The organism is Bacillus sp. NPDC077411 (genome assembly GCF_044543425.1).
Lineage (GTDB): Bacteria > Bacillota > Bacilli > Bacillales > Bacillaceae_G > Bacillus_A > Bacillus_A bruguierae.
This window is the reverse complement of the sequence record NZ_JBITWA010000016.1, coordinates 49,148-64,504: the sequence shown is the minus strand read 5'-3', so window position 1 is coordinate 64,504 and position 15,357 is coordinate 49,148. Positions and strand designations below refer to the sequence as shown.

The 15,357-nt window shown below is 33.6% G+C and carries 19 protein-coding genes; 5 read left to right on the top strand and 14 right to left on the bottom strand.

The features are described from left to right. Window positions 1-325: 325 nt before the first annotated feature. Both ACIGHG_RS18745 and ACIGHG_RS18740 read left to right on the top strand, forming a co-directional pair. A complete protein-coding gene (locus ACIGHG_RS18745; RefSeq protein WP_396549881.1) occupies window positions 326-673 on the top strand; it encodes a hypothetical protein in 348 nt (115 codons plus the stop codon). Next, the gene (locus ACIGHG_RS18740; protein ID WP_396549879.1) at window positions 666-887 is read left to right on the top strand and encodes a hypothetical protein; all 222 of its coding nucleotides are present in this window, start codon (window positions 666-668) and stop codon (window positions 885-887) included. Before ACIGHG_RS18745 ends, ACIGHG_RS18740 begins: the two co-directional genes overlap by 8 nt. A 61-nt stretch (window positions 888-948) precedes the next feature. Here ACIGHG_RS18740 and ACIGHG_RS18735 read toward each other — a convergent pair whose 3' ends face one another. The 6 genes from ACIGHG_RS18735 to ACIGHG_RS18710 all read right to left on the bottom strand — a co-directional run bounded on the left by ACIGHG_RS18735 (window position 949) and on the right by ACIGHG_RS18710 (window position 6,138). Beyond that, complete coding sequence (locus tag ACIGHG_RS18735) at window positions 949-1,485, bottom strand: tyrosine-type recombinase/integrase (protein WP_396549878.1); 537 nt, start codon at window positions 1,483-1,485, stop codon at window positions 949-951. An 820-nt stretch (window positions 1,486-2,305) separates the two neighbouring features. Further along, window positions 2,306-2,719, bottom strand: coding sequence for a DnaJ family domain-containing protein (locus ACIGHG_RS18730; RefSeq protein WP_396549876.1), 414 nt, complete (start codon window positions 2,717-2,719; stop codon window positions 2,306-2,308). 26 nt (window positions 2,720-2,745) lie between these two features. Further along, window positions 2,746-3,933, bottom strand: a complete 1,188-nt coding sequence (locus tag ACIGHG_RS18725; protein WP_396549874.1) for an alpha/beta hydrolase — start codon at window positions 3,931-3,933, stop codon at window positions 2,746-2,748. A 159-nt stretch (window positions 3,934-4,092) separates the two neighbouring features. Beyond that, window positions 4,093-4,578 carry a dihydrofolate reductase gene (locus tag ACIGHG_RS18720; RefSeq protein ID WP_396549872.1) on the bottom strand — a complete coding sequence of 162 codons (486 nt, stop codon included), beginning with the start codon at window positions 4,576-4,578 and terminating at the stop codon, window positions 4,093-4,095. A 33-nt stretch (window positions 4,579-4,611) separates the two neighbouring features. Then, window positions 4,612-5,058 (bottom strand): NUDIX domain-containing protein, encoded by a 447-nt coding sequence (locus ACIGHG_RS18715; RefSeq protein ID WP_396549870.1) that lies wholly within the window; start codon window positions 5,056-5,058, stop codon window positions 4,612-4,614. Window positions 5,059-5,268: 210 nt separating this feature from the next. Continuing rightward, window positions 5,269-6,138 carry a patatin-like phospholipase family protein gene (locus ACIGHG_RS18710; protein WP_396549869.1) on the bottom strand — a complete coding sequence of 290 codons (870 nt, stop codon included), beginning with the start codon at window positions 6,136-6,138 and terminating at the stop codon, window positions 5,269-5,271. Between the two features lie 196 nt (window positions 6,139-6,334). Here ACIGHG_RS18710 and ACIGHG_RS18705 point away from each other — a divergent pair, with 196 nt between their 5' ends. Then, the gene (locus ACIGHG_RS18705; RefSeq protein WP_396549867.1) at window positions 6,335-6,712 is read left to right on the top strand and encodes a PH domain-containing protein; all 378 of its coding nucleotides are present in this window, start codon (window positions 6,335-6,337) and stop codon (window positions 6,710-6,712) included. A 172-nt stretch (window positions 6,713-6,884) separates the two neighbouring features. Here ACIGHG_RS18705 and ACIGHG_RS18700 read toward each other — a convergent pair whose 3' ends face one another. Beyond that, window positions 6,885-8,558 (bottom strand): ribonuclease J, encoded by a 1,674-nt coding sequence (locus ACIGHG_RS18700; protein ID WP_336473372.1) that lies wholly within the window; start codon window positions 8,556-8,558, stop codon window positions 6,885-6,887. Window positions 8,559-8,837: 279 nt separating this feature from the next. Between ACIGHG_RS18700 and bcbE the strand changes: the two genes are divergently transcribed. After that, window positions 8,838-10,031 carry a bacillibactin exporter BcbE gene (gene bcbE, locus ACIGHG_RS18695; protein WP_396549942.1) on the top strand — a complete coding sequence of 398 codons (1,194 nt, stop codon included), beginning with the start codon at window positions 8,838-8,840 and terminating at the stop codon, window positions 10,029-10,031. Window positions 10,032-10,083: 52 nt separating this feature from the next. Here bcbE and ACIGHG_RS18690 read toward each other — a convergent pair whose 3' ends face one another. The 6 genes from ACIGHG_RS18690 to ACIGHG_RS18665 form a co-directional block, all read right to left on the bottom strand. Beyond that, complete coding sequence (locus ACIGHG_RS18690) at window positions 10,084-10,971, bottom strand: pentapeptide repeat-containing protein (protein ID WP_396549865.1); 888 nt, start codon at window positions 10,969-10,971, stop codon at window positions 10,084-10,086. Between the two features lie 154 nt (window positions 10,972-11,125). Further along, window positions 11,126-11,647 carry a YfiT family bacillithiol transferase gene (locus ACIGHG_RS18685; RefSeq protein ID WP_336473443.1) on the bottom strand — a complete coding sequence of 174 codons (522 nt, stop codon included), beginning with the start codon at window positions 11,645-11,647 and terminating at the stop codon, window positions 11,126-11,128. 22 nt (window positions 11,648-11,669) lie between these two features. Further along, window positions 11,670-12,170, bottom strand: coding sequence for a GNAT family N-acetyltransferase (locus ACIGHG_RS18680; RefSeq protein WP_336473370.1), 501 nt, complete (start codon window positions 12,168-12,170; stop codon window positions 11,670-11,672). Window positions 12,171-12,248: 78 nt separating this feature from the next. Then, window positions 12,249-13,568: an NAD(P)/FAD-dependent oxidoreductase gene (locus ACIGHG_RS18675; protein WP_396549863.1), complete on the bottom strand. Its 1,320-nt coding sequence runs from the start codon at window positions 13,566-13,568 to the stop codon at window positions 12,249-12,251. A gap of 134 nt (window positions 13,569-13,702) precedes the next feature. Continuing rightward, entirely contained in the window at window positions 13,703-13,867 is a 165-nt protein-coding gene (locus ACIGHG_RS18670) for a hypothetical protein (protein WP_170857705.1), read from the bottom strand. An 11-nt stretch (window positions 13,868-13,878) separates the two neighbouring features. Then, entirely contained in the window at window positions 13,879-14,658 is a 780-nt protein-coding gene (locus ACIGHG_RS18665; protein ID WP_336473369.1) for an undecaprenyl-diphosphate phosphatase, read from the bottom strand. Between the two features lie 126 nt (window positions 14,659-14,784). On the opposite strand from ACIGHG_RS18665, the gene ACIGHG_RS18660 reads away from it, so the two are divergent. Then, window positions 14,785-14,898, top strand: a complete 114-nt coding sequence (locus tag ACIGHG_RS18660; RefSeq protein WP_396549940.1) for a VOC family protein — start codon at window positions 14,785-14,787, stop codon at window positions 14,896-14,898. A 67-nt stretch (window positions 14,899-14,965) separates the two neighbouring features. Here the strand turns inward: ACIGHG_RS18660 and ACIGHG_RS18655 are convergent, their stop codons facing one another. Then, entirely contained in the window at window positions 14,966-15,340 is a 375-nt protein-coding gene (locus ACIGHG_RS18655; RefSeq protein WP_139207629.1) for a nucleotide excision repair endonuclease, read from the bottom strand. Between the last annotated feature and the right edge of the window lie 17 nt (window positions 15,341-15,357).

Below are 15,357 nucleotides of genomic sequence, written 5' to 3'. Positions count from 1 at the left end.
ACATACAAACATTATAATTGGGGGAAATTAGCGATGAGAGCAAAGAAACTAGTATTGATTATTTGAAGCTTCCTTTTTAACAACTGTTTCTGTACTATTGGACTCAGTATCAGTAGTTAAATAATCCAAATTTTTGAAAAGAATATGATAATCTTTTGAAGCCTTACCGTTTTCTATTAAAGTGATAAAAGAACCTATGGCTTTTACTATATTTTCATCTTTACCATTCTGAATAAACCATGTATTTAATTTGTTAATTACTTTTTTTCTGTAATCATTACTATGTAAGCTAATTTGTTGTTTTTGTTCAGCTGTTAAAGGAGCATTGACTAGAAAGTATTATTTTGATGTTAATTTAAAAGGAGTTAAAGATATATATTTCTTCAGAGAATTCCCTTTCTATAATGATAAAGAGCAAGTTTCATCTTTAGGTAAGGCAGTCCTATCTGTATTACAAGATGATATATGGGCATGGGTTAGGGAGCCAAGAATTTATGTTAAAGAAAACATCGCTTATATACACGCAGTCAAGTTAGATGGATTAAACTTGTTATATACGCTAAAAAAGAAGATAATGTCTGGAAAGTCATTAAAACTGAGAAAAAGAAACTTCCTACGGTCGGAAAGTAACACCGCATGCATTCCGCTATTCTATAGCAACGTTATTGGATGAGCGAGGTGTTTCACGTGATAGTCACGTAAATAAAAATCAACAACCAGTTTCAAAAGTTCACGAAAATAAGGATGCTCAGATACAATTTTCATTATTAGAAAGGCAAAACAATATACAATCAAATCCACCATTTTCCGAAGAATTCTTGCTGGAACTATCAAAAACAAATCCGCAGCTATTAGAAAAAATCATGTTGCACTATATGTCTAAATAAAAACATGATAAAGAAAAGGCATACAAGCTAATATATTACATGATTAACCTGTATGCCTTTTTTAATTTGTTAAAAATGAATTAATTGCTTTTTTCTTTTGTTCGAAATCGACATGAGTGTACATAGATGCCGTAGCTAAACTTTCATGACCGAGCATTTCTTGCAATGTCCTCAAGTCAACTTGATCTTTATTTTCTTGCAGCATTAAGGTAGCAAATGTATGGCGTAAATGGTGTAAAGAAAAACGGTTTGCTGACAAGCCAGACTTACCGACAAATTCTTGTCTCAGCATTCCCGAAGTTGCCAAGAGTTTAAATAACAAATGATTACGATAGGAGAGAGGACGATTATCATTTTCCAAAAAAGTAAATAATTTTTTCAATTCTTGCAAAGTCATATACACAGGCAGCTTATTTTCAGTCTTAGGTGCTAGAATGCCACCCATAAAATCAATACTAATATAATTTTCTTTTAAACAATACTGACTAAATGATTTTAAACAAGAAATTCTACGATGTAATGCACGTGGTTTAACTTTATAATTAATCACTTGATCTTGAATAAAACGACGACTAGTTGAAGTTGTGAGGTCTGTCAATTCTAATGATCTGTTATAAGAAACTAAAAATTTTTGATAACAGCCCAAATTATACGCATAACCACGAATAATTTATGGGTCGAACCTAATTATTAACAGACAAGTCCAGAAACTTATTAAGTCGATGCTCCAGATTATCGTCAAGTTCAAATAGGGGACTTCCTGATATTGAATATTACAAGAAGGTGGAAGATTAACTTATTGGTATGTTAATTCTTTTTTCTAGTTTACATAATATAAATTATAGGTAGTTGTGAAAAGAAAGGAGTTTTATATCTCTAAAAACAAGTAAACTATACATTTTGAGATGAAACGGAAATTTTTGAAACAATCCATAGCATATTTACATACCGGTTTAAAACTTCATAAATTTAAATACACGCTAAAATTTCATACACAAAATTCATTACATACCGCCGTAAAAAATTTTATGCTGAATCCTCACACATAATTTATATTGAATTTCACTGGACATTGTATTTGTGAACTTCTCTTTCTTTTATATCCATTTATATCTTAGTTTCTAAATATTCACAGAAGCTTGCTGTATATAAAAATTTCGCATAATTCTGTCTAACCTATCTTTCTTTTATTCAATTCATAATTCTTAGTTAACATAATGTTTTTATGAAATAAAAAAATTCTCCCTTATTATTTTGGGGAGAATTTTAATAATAGTAATGGTTTACTTGCTAAGAGTTTGATCCATATACCCGCTGTCCATAATTAATGATATTTCTCTGTAATTTTTATGATGTCACATTATGAATATTCTCTTCTATAAAGAACTGTATCAAATTTAGATAACCATGCTAAAATATTAACTTGGTATATTTATCTTCATTTTTTGCGCTGACGGCGGACAAGTTAAATTGTACTCATGAATTTTTTTATTAATTATTTCAACCATTGCAGCAGTTTCTTCCTTTTCGGTGCATGTATGCAACTTCTCCTTTAACATATCGATCTCTTTCGAAAGCTCAATCCACCTCGGTAATATATGATTATCTTTCATCGTTTTATATAGTTGTTTTTCTGGATTATAAGAGAGACTTTTATCAATTTGTAGTGGTTTCCCTTTTCCTACTAAATCATCAAATACTCCTTCTTTTTGCGATCGTTTAATAATCGAACTAATATGATCTTCATATGTATATGACCATACTTTTTCATCTTTCACTAAAATTTCTTGTTTCTTTAATGCTTTATCTAAATCTTTTTCTCTATCTTTCATATGTTTTCTCCTCCCTTTTTATTATTTCATAGGTATTTTAATTGTTGTAAGGACACTAATCCCTGAGCAAACTGTTTGTGCCACCACAATACATCGTGACCACCAGGGAATTCAACATAGGTGCTTTGATATTCTTTTTCTTTAAGTACTTGTGACAAGCTCCTATTTGCTTCTAACAATGGTTTATTTTCTAACTCCCCAGCACTCATATAAATATGTAATGGTATTGTGCTGCTTCTTTTAAATTGATTTTCAATCCAAGGATGTGATCCTTCGTCATTTTCTTTTTTCCAATGTACAGAACCAGACAATGATAAAACATTTCCAAAGATATCTGGATATTGCAACGCTGCATAAAAAGCTGCTAAACCACCAAGACTGAATCCACCAATTGTTGTATGATATGGATCTGCATGAACGTGATATCTTTTTTGAATCCAAGGAAGTAGTTCTTTTGTTACAAACATATTCATTTCCTCGTAAAATGTGAGTTCTGTAAATCGATCTACATGATCAATACCAATTAAAATACACGGTGGAATTTCTTTTGTATGTATAAGATGATCTAGTGTTGCAGCTGCTGATAACGTCTGCAGCATAGATCTGCCATCAAACATGATAAGAAGGTCATAAGAAGATTGTTCAGGTGAGTAATTATGTGGAGTATATATCCAAAGTTGTCGTTTATTCTTCAATATAGGACTATGAAACTGATGCGTTTCTATTTTTCCTTTTGGAATGTGAGTTTGCTGCTTTGTTTTGTTAATCTGCGACGATAGGCCTAGCTCTAAAAAAGACATTGGTTCTGCTTCATGCCCAAACATTTTAGAATTCAATGGATCACGCTTATAATTTTCGCTTCGTTTTACCCAATTTTGTTCAAAGTCATCATTAATTGAAAAGTAATACGTCGAAGCAAACTTTTCTTTTGTTCGAAACGTTTTAAACCATATGTTTGTATGTGAGAGCTTATCCAGTTCATTCTCTTCTATATCCCAACCAGGAAAACTTCCAAATACATATGCATTTTTAGTTTGTTCATCACCTAACCAGATATATGTAACAAGATCGTACTCATCATCAATTGGACAAGTCTCTACAATAGGTGTTTCTTGATTCTTTATGCTCTCTAAAAACAATGTAACAGCAGAAGGATTTCCCTGATTTAACTGCTTTGCCAAATCATGCATAATTGGACTCATTAGTTTCTTCATTTTTGCCTCCTCTTCTCTTTCCAATTCAATAATTATTTCAGTAATAAATTGCTCGTTTCCTTGTTATTTACTGTGGGTATAGTGTCTATTTTGTGAACGAAATTTATATTTAGGACGATTATATAGAATAAAGTATGTTATTGGTAGTTCTTCTCGAAATTATTTTATTTTCTCAAATACATGAAAGTAATAATCATAGTGGTTCTTTTCATCTTTAATTCCTTTTTCGACTGATAATTCTTTCCACAAGGAATAATCAATCGTTGGGAAGAAACGATCTCCATCAAAAGGAGCGTGAATCTTAGTTATGTACAACTTTTGAGTGTAAGGAAGAAACTGCCGATAGATTTCTTCTCCCCCAAGAATAAATACTTCTTCTCCTTCACATTTAGAAAGGGCGTCTTCGATCGAATAAGCTATATGACAACCTTCAGCCTTATAGTCTTTATTTGTTGTTAGGACGATGTTTTTACGACCATCTAGAGGTTTTCCTATTGATTCATAATTCTTTCTTCCTAAAATGATAGAATGGCCCATAGTAACTCGTCTCAAGTATGCCCAGTCTTTCGGAAGTCTCCAGGGAAGATCGTTGTCTTTGCCAATTTCATTATTTTCTCCTACAGCAACCATTGCAGATATTATCATGTTCTCATCCCCTTTACTCCATCTTATCAAAAGTTAAAGCGTACTAACCCAACACGTTTCTATATCATGTTCTTGAATTTTTTTCATCAACTTTTGTATGGCACTATCCGGCATCACGTTATGCCTTTTCAAATTTTCTTCAGTAGGTTCAATCCAATAAAAATCCAAATGAGATTCTCTAGATTTTGGAGGTGTTTTCGTGTTTAATTTATCACTGTTAACTTGAAAGACATGATTAATTTCATAGTGCATTGTATCTCCATCTCTCCACTGATTTTCAATTACGCCAAGAAATTTTTCGATTGAACAATCAGCACCTATTTCTTCTTCCCATTCTCGTTTAAGTGCATTTTCAACTGACTCACCTAATTCAATATGTCCTCCTGGTAAAAAAGAATGATGCCCTTTAAAGTGTGCTACTAAAAGCTTTCCATCTTTTATAAGTATTCCCCTTACAATGTGGTGAAATTGAGTTCTCATAGCGTTGTCCTCCTTATGTACACATCAGATACTAAATTCTAATGTGAGAGGTCAAATTCTTTTTCTAATTGAATATAGATGTAGATCTTGAGAACAATTTATTTTTATTGAATTGTAAAAATACGGTAAATGAAATTAACTTGATTCATATGCTGTTACCTCTTCCCTTTTTCAATGTAATAGCCTAATCTTGACAATCATTTTTAATCGCTATTTCTGCTGCTTGTTAAAAGCCAATGACCACTCTTTTAACTGCTCAAATTGATTCTTCGCATCGTTATAACCAAGTTCATATAAATGAACCAATCTTTCTTGATTACGTTCCAATCCACTTACAGGTAATTGCACACTCGGTTGAATTACAAAGAAATTCTCTTTTTGTTCTTCTGAGTAGAGATACGATACAGTATTGTTGTAGATTTCAGAATGCTGAGCAAGGCGATCTGCCACATTCGGATACTGTCTATATAACCATTTTGCAATGGAAGTAAGCTTACTAGGCTGCTTTTTATATCCCGCTGGCTTTGTCATAATCACAACATTTTTTTGATATCCATCACCCTGCGCTTTCTGAATCGGAATTGGATCAGTAATCCCTCCATCAAGTAGCCTTTTATCATCGTATTCAACTACCGGCGCAATAAATGGTACAGAGCTTGATGCACGAATAATTTTTAAAATATCATCTCCATGTTCATGCTTATTGTAATACACAATTTCTCCTGTTTCACAATCAGTTGTTCCAATAACAAACTGTTCTGCTCCGTCATGGAATGTTTGAAAATCGAACGGTACAATTTTATTAGGTACTTCATCAAATAAAAAATCCATGCCAAATAATTCGCGTTTTCGTAAAAAATTTCGAAAAGAAATGTAGCGCGAATCGCTTACAAGTTCTGTGTTTACTTTCTTGTTTCTTCCTTTTTGACGAGACAAATACGTAGCAGCCATACACGCTCCTGCTGAAACACCTATTACATAGGGAAAATACAAATTCTGTTCCATAAAATATTCTAATACGCCCGCTGTATATAGACCCTTCATTCCTCCGCCTTCTAAAACTAATCCGATATTATTCATCTATTGTCCCTCTATCATAAGTTCATTGTGTATAAAAAGTTCTTACACAAATATATTAGCATAAGATATTATGATGAAGTATTAAAACATTTCATTGCAATTACAATTTAATTCTTATACCTAAAAGTAAGAATCTGCTTTTCATTACATGCTACAATAAAAGAGATTCATTCTATACATAAAGGAGGAATTCATAATGGGTTTATTTAATGGTTTTTTAGGAAATGCATCTGATGCAGATATAAGTGAAGTAAAACGTGATTTACAAGAAATTATGCTCGATGACGAACAAGTAGAACACGCTTATAAGTTAATTCGTGATTTAATCGTATTTACAAATCGCCGTATGATTTTAGTAGATAAACAAGGTATGACCGGTAAAAAGACGGAATATCATTCTATTCCATATAAAAATATTACACAATTTAGCATCGAAACAGCTGGACATTTCGATTTAGATGCTGAATTAAAAATTTGGGTATCAAGCATGCATAATCCAATTACGAAAGAATTTAGAAAAGATGATAGTATTTATAGCATTCAAAAAGCGCTTGTAGCATATACAACAAAATAATAATTATGTATTTTTATACTAAATAAAAAGTATTAACCCCGTATTTTTTGGAACAACATACAATGATATTGATTAAAAATACAAAAACAGACTTTTCTATGATAGTCTGTTTTTGTGTTCCATTATCTTTATTTATCCCCTATAGCATATTGCTGTGAAATGAAAAATTCGTTTAAACTTCAATAATTATAGGAAGAATCATTGGTTTTCTTTTTGTATGTTCGTATAAAAATTGTCCAATGGTTTCTCTTATATGCTTTTTTAGAACATTCCAATTGTTAACGTCCTTCTTTTGTAAATTTTGAATGGTTGTTGTAGCTAATTGATTAATTTCCTTCAAAAAGTCTTCCGAATCACGCACATATACAAATCCGCGTGAAATGATATCTGGGCCAGAAATAATTTTCCCCTCTGTTTTACTAAGAGTTATGACGATAACAAGCATACCATCCTCAGAAAGCTGTTTGCGGTCACGTAAAATAATATTTCCAACATCTCCAATACCTAATCCATCGACATATACATTTCCTGCAGGTATTCGTCTAGATTGATCAGCCACTTGATTTCTTATATTAACAACGTCCCCGTTATTAATAACATAGATATTATCTTTCTTAACACCAACAGATTCTGCTAAAAGGCGATGATGATGCAACATTCTAAATTCACCATGAATCGGAATGAAATATTTCGGCTTCATTAAAGTAAGCATTAATTTTAATTCTTCTTGATAAGCATGTCCTGAAACGTGCATTCCTGTTGAACTCCCTGATCCATAAATCACATTAGCCCCTAATAAAAATAAATTGTCTACAATTCGTGAAACATTTCGTTCATTTCCTGGTATAGGAGTAGCAGCGATAATAACGGTATCTTCAGGAAGAATATCTACCTGCCTATAGCTTCCGCTAGCTAAACGAGCTAAAGCAGCCAACGGTTCACCTTGACTACCCGTACAAAGAATGGCTACTTTTTCTGGATCCATTTGATTGATTTCATGCGCCTCAATTAACATTCCCTCTGGAATATTCAAATATCCCTTCTCTAATGCAACGGTTACTACGTTTACCATACTCCTTCCGAGTAAAGCGAGTTTTCGATTTGTTTTAATCGCAGCATCCACCACTTGCTGTACTCGATTAACATTAGAAGCAAAGGTCGAAATAATTACTTTTCTATGAGCTTTGAAAAATGCCTCTTCAATATGGTCACCGACTAATCGTTCTGATGGTGTAAAGCCAGATCGCTCTGCATTTGTACTTTCAGAGAGTAAAGCTAAGACACCCTCTTCTCCAATTTTCGCCATTTTATGAATATCAGGATATTGATTATTGATTGGAGTTAGATCAAACTTGAAATCCCCAGTATGCACCACTGTACCTTCTGGCGTATGAAAGGCAATCCCAAGACAATCTGGAATGCTATGATTCGTTTTGAAAAAAGTAAGACTTATTTGTCCGAGTTCAACTAGCGATTCAGAGTCAATAACAAATAAATCAGTTACATTTCCCAGTCTATGTTCTTTTAATTTAATTTCAATTAAGCCTAGCGTTAAGCGTGTTGCATAAATTGGCACATTCAATTGTTTTAATAAATATGGAATACCGCCAATATGATCTTCATGTCCATGCGTTACTACTAAAGCTCGAATCTTATCTTTATTTTCCTGCAAATATGTAATATCAGGGATAATCAAATCAATTCCCAATAAGCTTTCATCAGGGAATTTCGAACCGCAATCAATTATCACGATATCGTCCGCATATTGTATCACATACATATTTTTCCCTATTTCATTTACACCACCTAAGGCAAAGATAGATAGTGTATTTTCTGCCTTGTCCAAAATCAAAATCCTCCTTTTAAATAGTTAAGTGTATATAAAAAATACGGAGTTCCTTTTTATGATTAACCTATCTAAGTAAATGTTATTCTAATTTATAGTGAATCAAACATTGATTTTCCTTTTATTAATTAATCAGATGAACAATTTGCATACAGATTTAATAAAAGGTAAATAATTTTAATTAAATTGAATACTTCATTTTTGCAGCATATGGGTAGATTTTTAAATGTTAGAAGCTAATATCATATACATTTGATTAAGGAGTGAGTACTTATAAACATAGACAGAAAAGACAGATGGAGTTTATGGGCTCTTTCATCTGTACCCTTAGTTATGACACTCGGAAATTCCATGTTAATTCCAGTCCTTCCATTAATCGAAAAAAAATTGAACATTACTGACCTCCAAGTTTCTCTTATTATTACCATTTATTCTATCGTCGCTATTATTTTGATTCCTGTAGCTGGATATTTATCTGATAAATGGGGAAGAAAAAAAGTGATTATTCCTAGCCTATTTATAGCAGCTATTGGGGGAGCAGTTACTGGTTGGGTCTCATGGAAACTAGACAATCCTTATACATGGATTTTAATTGGAAGAATCATTCAAGGGATTGGCTCGGCCGGGGCAATGCCTGTTGTTATTCCTTGTGTAGGTGATATGTTTCAAGATGAAGAACAAGTTAGTTCTGGTCTAGGACTAGTAGAAACATCAAATACATTAGGGAAAGTTTTAAGTCCGATTTTAGGCTCCTTATTAGCTTCATTTATCTGGTTTCTTCCTTTTTGGTTTATCCCTATTTTGTGTATAGTCTCAATTATATTAATTATGTTTCTTGTTAAACCACCGAATTCAACTAAGGAAGCGCCTCCATTAAAAGTCTTCCTGCAAAATGTAAAAGATATCTTAATGGAAAAAGGGCGTTGGCTTCTCCCTATTTTTTTGCTAGGTGGAATCATTATGTTTATTTTATTTGGTATTCTTTTTTATTTATCCTCGATTTTAGAAAAACGTTATCACTTAGAAGGGGTTTGGAAAGGTCTTGTACTAGCAATTCCCCTAGCTTCTCTCTCCCTTACTTCTTATATAACCGGAAAGAAGATTGGAGATAAAAAAAGTGTTATGAAATGGTGTATATGTGCTGGGTTTCTCATATTAGGAATAACATTAACAATCCCGATATTCTTTAAAAATATTTATATTATTATCATTAGTCTTGTGATAAGTGGAATTGGAATCGGAGTGGCTCTTCCAAGCTTAGATGCTTTAGTAACGGAAGGGGTACAAAAAGAACAAAGGGGATCTATCACATCTCTTTATAGCTCTATGCGTTTTGTTGGTGTAGCAGCTGGTCCGCCTTTATTTGCTTTATTAATGAAGGGACCGGATAATTATATCTTTTACCTTTCCATTTCTCTTGCTCTTTTGGGAGCTATATTGGCTCTTAAATTTATTAGACCCAAAGATAATTAAATCAACAAGGCTCTATTTTATAGCAGAGTCTTGTTGATTTCTTTTATGTTGTTTAATTCATTTTCGTTTCCAAAGCAGACCAATGTGCCGGGCGAGAGAGCGAGTGAGGTAATTTTGTACGCGCATCGCCCTTCGCTGAGTTAATCTGAACTTGAGTAAGAAAAATACTCTCTGTGAGATCTGCTCCTCTAAGATCAGCATCTCGTAAATCAGCACCGATCAGGTCTGCCGCTCGCATATCTGCATCGCGAAGGTTAGCAGCAATCAGGTATGCTCCCCTTAAGTTAGCTCCTCTAAGATCTGCTCCTTTAAGATTGGCCCCCATAAGATTAGCACTTCGATGGTTGATTCTCTTGCTTTTTTGAGAACCCTTACGCTGACGATTTGATTCTATCCACACGAGTTCACTTGTCTTTAAAAGTAAATCATTTATATACGCTCGGTGTGATGGAACATCTAGTTCTATGAGTAAATCAGGACTAAGTTGCGAAAGTCGTTCCATTTCATCAAGTGCGCGCCTCAGTTCTCTGTGAATCGGACGAGTCGCTTTCAACGTCAAGGCTTCCGTCAAATATGAGAGCATTTCATGAAGTTGCTGCATAATTGGAAACACATCGAACATTTTCTTTGCCGTTTCTGGGCTTTCTTTCCAATCGACTCCTTCAAAAGTGACTTGCGAAACCTTTTGCCCTGCACCGAAGCATTCAAAAACAGTACACCCTTTAAACCCCTGTTGTCTAAGATTCTTATGAATGCCGCACCGAAAGTCCGATTGGAGATTTTTACATGGTGTTCCACCGTCTTTATCAATTGCAAAATCTGCTGAAGCTGCAAAAGGTAGTGCAACGCAACATAAGCCGAAGCAGTTCTCGCAGTCAGCACGCAAACTATTAAAACTAGTATCGCGCTTTATATTTGGATCATTATGTTTCTCAAACAATATGTGCATCTCCTTTGTTTCCGTATTCCTTACATGAATGAATATATAATTTGTTGCTTCATTTATTAGAAAAAACGGTTATGCTATAAAAATCAAAATCTATTCTTTATTAAATAAAAGATTTCAACTGCCTAATTTATAATCTCTAAACTTATTACCACCCTAATCGATTACGAAGAGAAGTAATGTGGGCAGTATGATGGCGACCGTGCCATGCATAAAGCCCAATCGTTACACCTAATTTATTAGATCCTGATTCAGGATGATGGAACGTCTTTTCAAAATCACTAGGTTTCATCGATCTCAGCAAAGTAACCCATCTCCTATGTAATGACTCTAAAATTGTTAAAGATACATCTACCGGAAGCTCAGAATCAGGAAGATCTGCCCATTTCTCTTCCATATACGGTTTAATCGTAGGATTGTTTTCTGTCAGTGCTAATTTAAAACGAATATAACTATTCATATGACTGTCTGCAATATGATGAACAACTTGGCGTACTGTCCATCCTTCAGGACGATATGGCATATCTAGCTGATTTTTATCTAATTCTTTTATTGCTTGCGTTAATTCAGTAGGAAGGTTTTCAATTTGTTTTATCCAATTTTCTATTGTATCTTGCGTAATACTTTCTTCATAAGTGAAATGACCAATCGGATAACGTAAGTCCATAATTGTATTGTTCTCCTTTTTTGTTTTAGTTAGTATGTCTCCAAACATAATGGATAAAATCAGTTTGAGCTACGTTTTCATCAATTGAGCTACGTGAAAAATTGCTCTTCTCTAATACTTTTTGAGAAGCAATATTATCAGGTGTTGTTTTTGCATGAATTTCAGTAACGTGATAGTTTGCAGCTTCAGTTAAAAGGAGTTTTACACCTTTAGTGGCAATACCTCTTCCGGCATATGTTTCTCCTATTCTATATCCAAGATACCCCAATTCTTTATCTTTCTCAATGTCTACTAAATTCATTCGTCCAACAATTGTTCCTTCATGATTTTTTATGAGATGAAAATATGAAATACATTCAAATTGCTCTTGTAATAATTCATAAAATATCTTTTGAAACGTTTCAAATGTATAGTAATCCTCACCGCGGCTTGGTACCGTCTTTTCGAAGAACGCCCTGTTACTACATTCAAAAACAAACAATTCCTCTACATCTTCTGCCCTTAATTTTTCTAAATAGAGTTCCATACGCTAACCATTCCTTTTGAAAAATTTATCAACTATATACATTTTGCTATTTTGTCATAAAATCCTGCTGGGGAACGACTATTTTCTTCGGCTCGTAAATACAGCAAACAATACTTTTGGATGAAAAAGGTGTAATGGGCTACGTATGAGATTCATAACTCGTACTAATCGAATATAAATTTCTGAATTGCTTGCGGAAAGTTGATATATTTTTTTCGTATACCACTGTTGAAATGGCTGCATAAAAGGTTTAGCCCCTCTAATCTTAGGATGACGAAGTGATTCTGTAGTCGTCATTTCCCACGGCGTTGCAATAATCTTGGCTATTCGCTTATAAAATTTTCTAGTGAATCCTTTTTCTAGCGGACTGCCTTTCTGCAGGCATCGCTGCAATTCTTCTGCTTCCATCGCCGCGACAGAAATTCCTTGTCCAAACACAGGGTCAAAACGGCAATGAGCATCTCCAATTACTAAGAAACCTTCTGGTATATTTCTCGTTAAATCAAAACGCCGCCGCACTTGGTAAGGAATCTTATGTATTTTTATATCTGTAATCGTTTCTGTTTTTGTAAGAAAACCAAGTACATCTGGAATAGGTAACTTATGAGCAAAGACAAGAAATTCTTTGTCAGTTTGTGGTGCACGCTCATCGGCATAACCACTAAACGTTATAAAATAACGATTGTCTTCAATGGTTTGAATAAATGCACCATAAGGGTTTTCAGGGAAACTAGGGGAAACAAGTAAATTACACCAGTCAAGACGTTCTTTTTGTTTTAAACAAACTAATTTAGTTGCATAAAACAACTGGATTCTTACTTTTTCTTCTGTCACCTTTATACCATGTATTTGTAACCAATCTATATTTTTAGAACCAAATCCGCTTGCATCAACGACTACATCTGCATGAACTTCCTCTTCTTTTCCTGTTTTCAAACATTGTATTTTTACTCCGACAATTTTGTTTTGCTGCTGATCTATTAGCAACTGCTTCACTTTTGTTTCATATTTCGTGCTAATATTAGAAACTTGATTGATCCGCTTTTGCAAATGCCACTCGAGCATAGGACGACTCTGTTGGACCATTTTCAATTCTCCAACAAAAGGTTGCTTCCATAAACCAAAATGATGCCACCTTAAATCTCCTGTAAAGTTATTTACAATACCTCCATCTTCAATTAATTGCTGCGTAATGCCAGGAAATAATCTTTCAATTGCTTCTTCTCCACCTTTTAACAACACATGAGGATGATAACTTTGCGGAATCTTCTTTCTAGGTGCCTTTTCTGTCCATTCTTCTCCCATTTCTAAAACGATGACTTGCTGAAAAGAATGAGATAAAGCCTTTGCAGCAAGTTTTCCAGCAATGCTTCCTCCAATTACAATTGCAATCTCCAATACATTACCCCCCCCCTGAATTCTCTACCTATTTTACTATTCATGCAACATCTCTTGAACAATACAACTTATGACAAACTAAAAAAATCCTGTATTATAACTCTAATACAAGATTTTGATTTTCAGCGATGATTTCATTCGTTTTTATCTTTCATAACAAGAACTGCATGTGTAAATAATCCACAAGCAATCCCGACAAAAATCCCAATGTTAGGCTTTTCTAATAAAGCTCCTCCAGCTAGCCCCAACATAAAAAATCCTCCATAAAATAATCCTACTGCTTGCTCGTATTTTTTCATGGTCTTCCTCCTTAAAATACACCAGTAAATTGTAAAGTAAGAATTAAAATGCCAAGAGCCCATACATAATACGCAAACGTTTTGAGAGAATGATGTTTTAAATATTGAATCATCCAGGATACTGCAACATATCCAAAGAACGCTGCAGATAGCGTACCAACGATAAGTGAAGTATTAGAAATTGCTTCTGCTTTCCCTTGAAAAACATCAAATGACTGTAAAATGATTGCTCCAACAATTGCAGGTGTCGATAATAAAAATGAAAAATAAGCTGCTGTTTCACGGTCTAGCTTTCTCCATAACGCAGCAACAATCGTCATCCCTGACCTTGAAATTGCTGGGAAAATCGCAACTGCTTGGAAAGAACCGATAATCAATGCGTCCTTATATGTAATTTCGTCCATCTTTTTCCGACCGCTTTTTTGTTTCTCTGCCATATATAAAAACAAACCTGTCACCAAGAATTCCCATCCAATTGTAATACCTGTTTTTGAAATCTCTTCAAAGAAATCTTTAAACAATAAACCGATTACCACTGCAGGGATTGTTCCGATAATTAATAAATATGTTAATTTTGAGAACGGATTTTTCATTAAATAAAGAAATTCTTTTTTATAATAAATAAAAACTGCTACTAACGTCCCTATATGAAGCATCGTATCTAAAAAAAGACCTGCCTCATCTAAACCAAAAAGGTGTCTCCCTAAATACAAATGACCAGTACTGCTAATTGGCAAAAATTCGGTTAATCCTTGGATAATTCCTAAAATAAAGGCTTCTAACCAATTCATGATTGTCTCCTTTCAAGTTTGCTTGTACCAGTATATGTTTGTATTTTTTTAGTTATGTGAAGTTATTCATTTTTAATAGATTCTCATATTGAATGACAATAATGTACTAACAATTGAAACTGAAGAATCCTTAAAAATAATATAAATGCATACACAAGAAATTCCCCATGGAGTGCAAAATTCAGTTGGGTTCAAGATAAGTATGGCGTTTCTTGGCAGCTAAATCTTACGAAAAACTAACTTTGTGAATAGACGCCAAATAAAATGACCTCAGCATAATGCTGAGGTCATTTTATTTCAGAATTTTTTATTTGAAAAATACTTTGTCTACATTATATTTCGCTTGCAAATCATTAATAATATATGTTTCGTAAATTTCTCGTTCCATCGGATCTTCTACGATACATGCATCAATTCGATATACTTCATCTCTGTATGCTTTCACTGGTGAAACATTATCTTCAAAATGCTTTTTAATTCTTTGACGTAATTTACGTGCTTTTCCAACAAACAGAAGCTCATCATTATTATTATAAAACATAAAAATGCCGCCTTTATCTCTTGGAATCAGGTGAAAATCAATAAATCCATTAATAGGAGTAATTATCGGTTCATCACCTTTAATTACTTGTTTGCGCTGTGTAATCGTAACGTCTGGTGTTGGCATCTCAATTTTGATCACTATATGTCACGTCCTTT

Bases quoted from the DNA above. Each gene is read 5' to 3' on its own strand.
- ACIGHG_RS18715 (WP_396549870.1), bottom strand. From the start codon at position 5,058: ATGAGAACTCAATTTCACCACATTGTAAGGGGAATACTTATAAAAGAT.
- ACIGHG_RS18680 (WP_336473370.1), bottom strand. From the start codon at position 12,170: ATGGAACTCTATTTAGAAAAATTAAGGGCAGAAGATGTAGAGGAATTG.
- ACIGHG_RS18670 (WP_170857705.1), bottom strand. From the start codon at position 13,867: ATGAAAAAATACGAGCAAGCAGTAGGATTATTTTATGGAGGATTTTTT.
- ACIGHG_RS18665 (WP_336473369.1), bottom strand. From the start codon at position 14,658: ATGAATTGGTTAGAAGCCTTTATTTTAGGAATTATCCAAGGATTAACC.
- ACIGHG_RS18730 (WP_396549876.1), bottom strand. From the start codon at position 2,719: ATGAAAGATAGAGAAAAAGATTTAGATAAAGCATTAAAGAAACAAGAA.
- ACIGHG_RS18725 (WP_396549874.1), bottom strand. From the start codon at position 3,933: ATGAAGAAACTAATGAGTCCAATTATGCATGATTTGGCAAAGCAGTTA.
- ACIGHG_RS18710 (WP_396549869.1), bottom strand. From the start codon at position 6,138: ATGAATAATATCGGATTAGTTTTAGAAGGCGGAGGAATGAAGGGTCTA.
- ACIGHG_RS18705 (WP_396549867.1), top strand. From the start codon at position 6,335: ATGGGTTTATTTAATGGTTTTTTAGGAAATGCATCTGATGCAGATATA.
- ACIGHG_RS18720 (WP_396549872.1), bottom strand. From the start codon at position 4,578: ATGATAATATCTGCAATGGTTGCTGTAGGAGAAAATAATGAAATTGGC.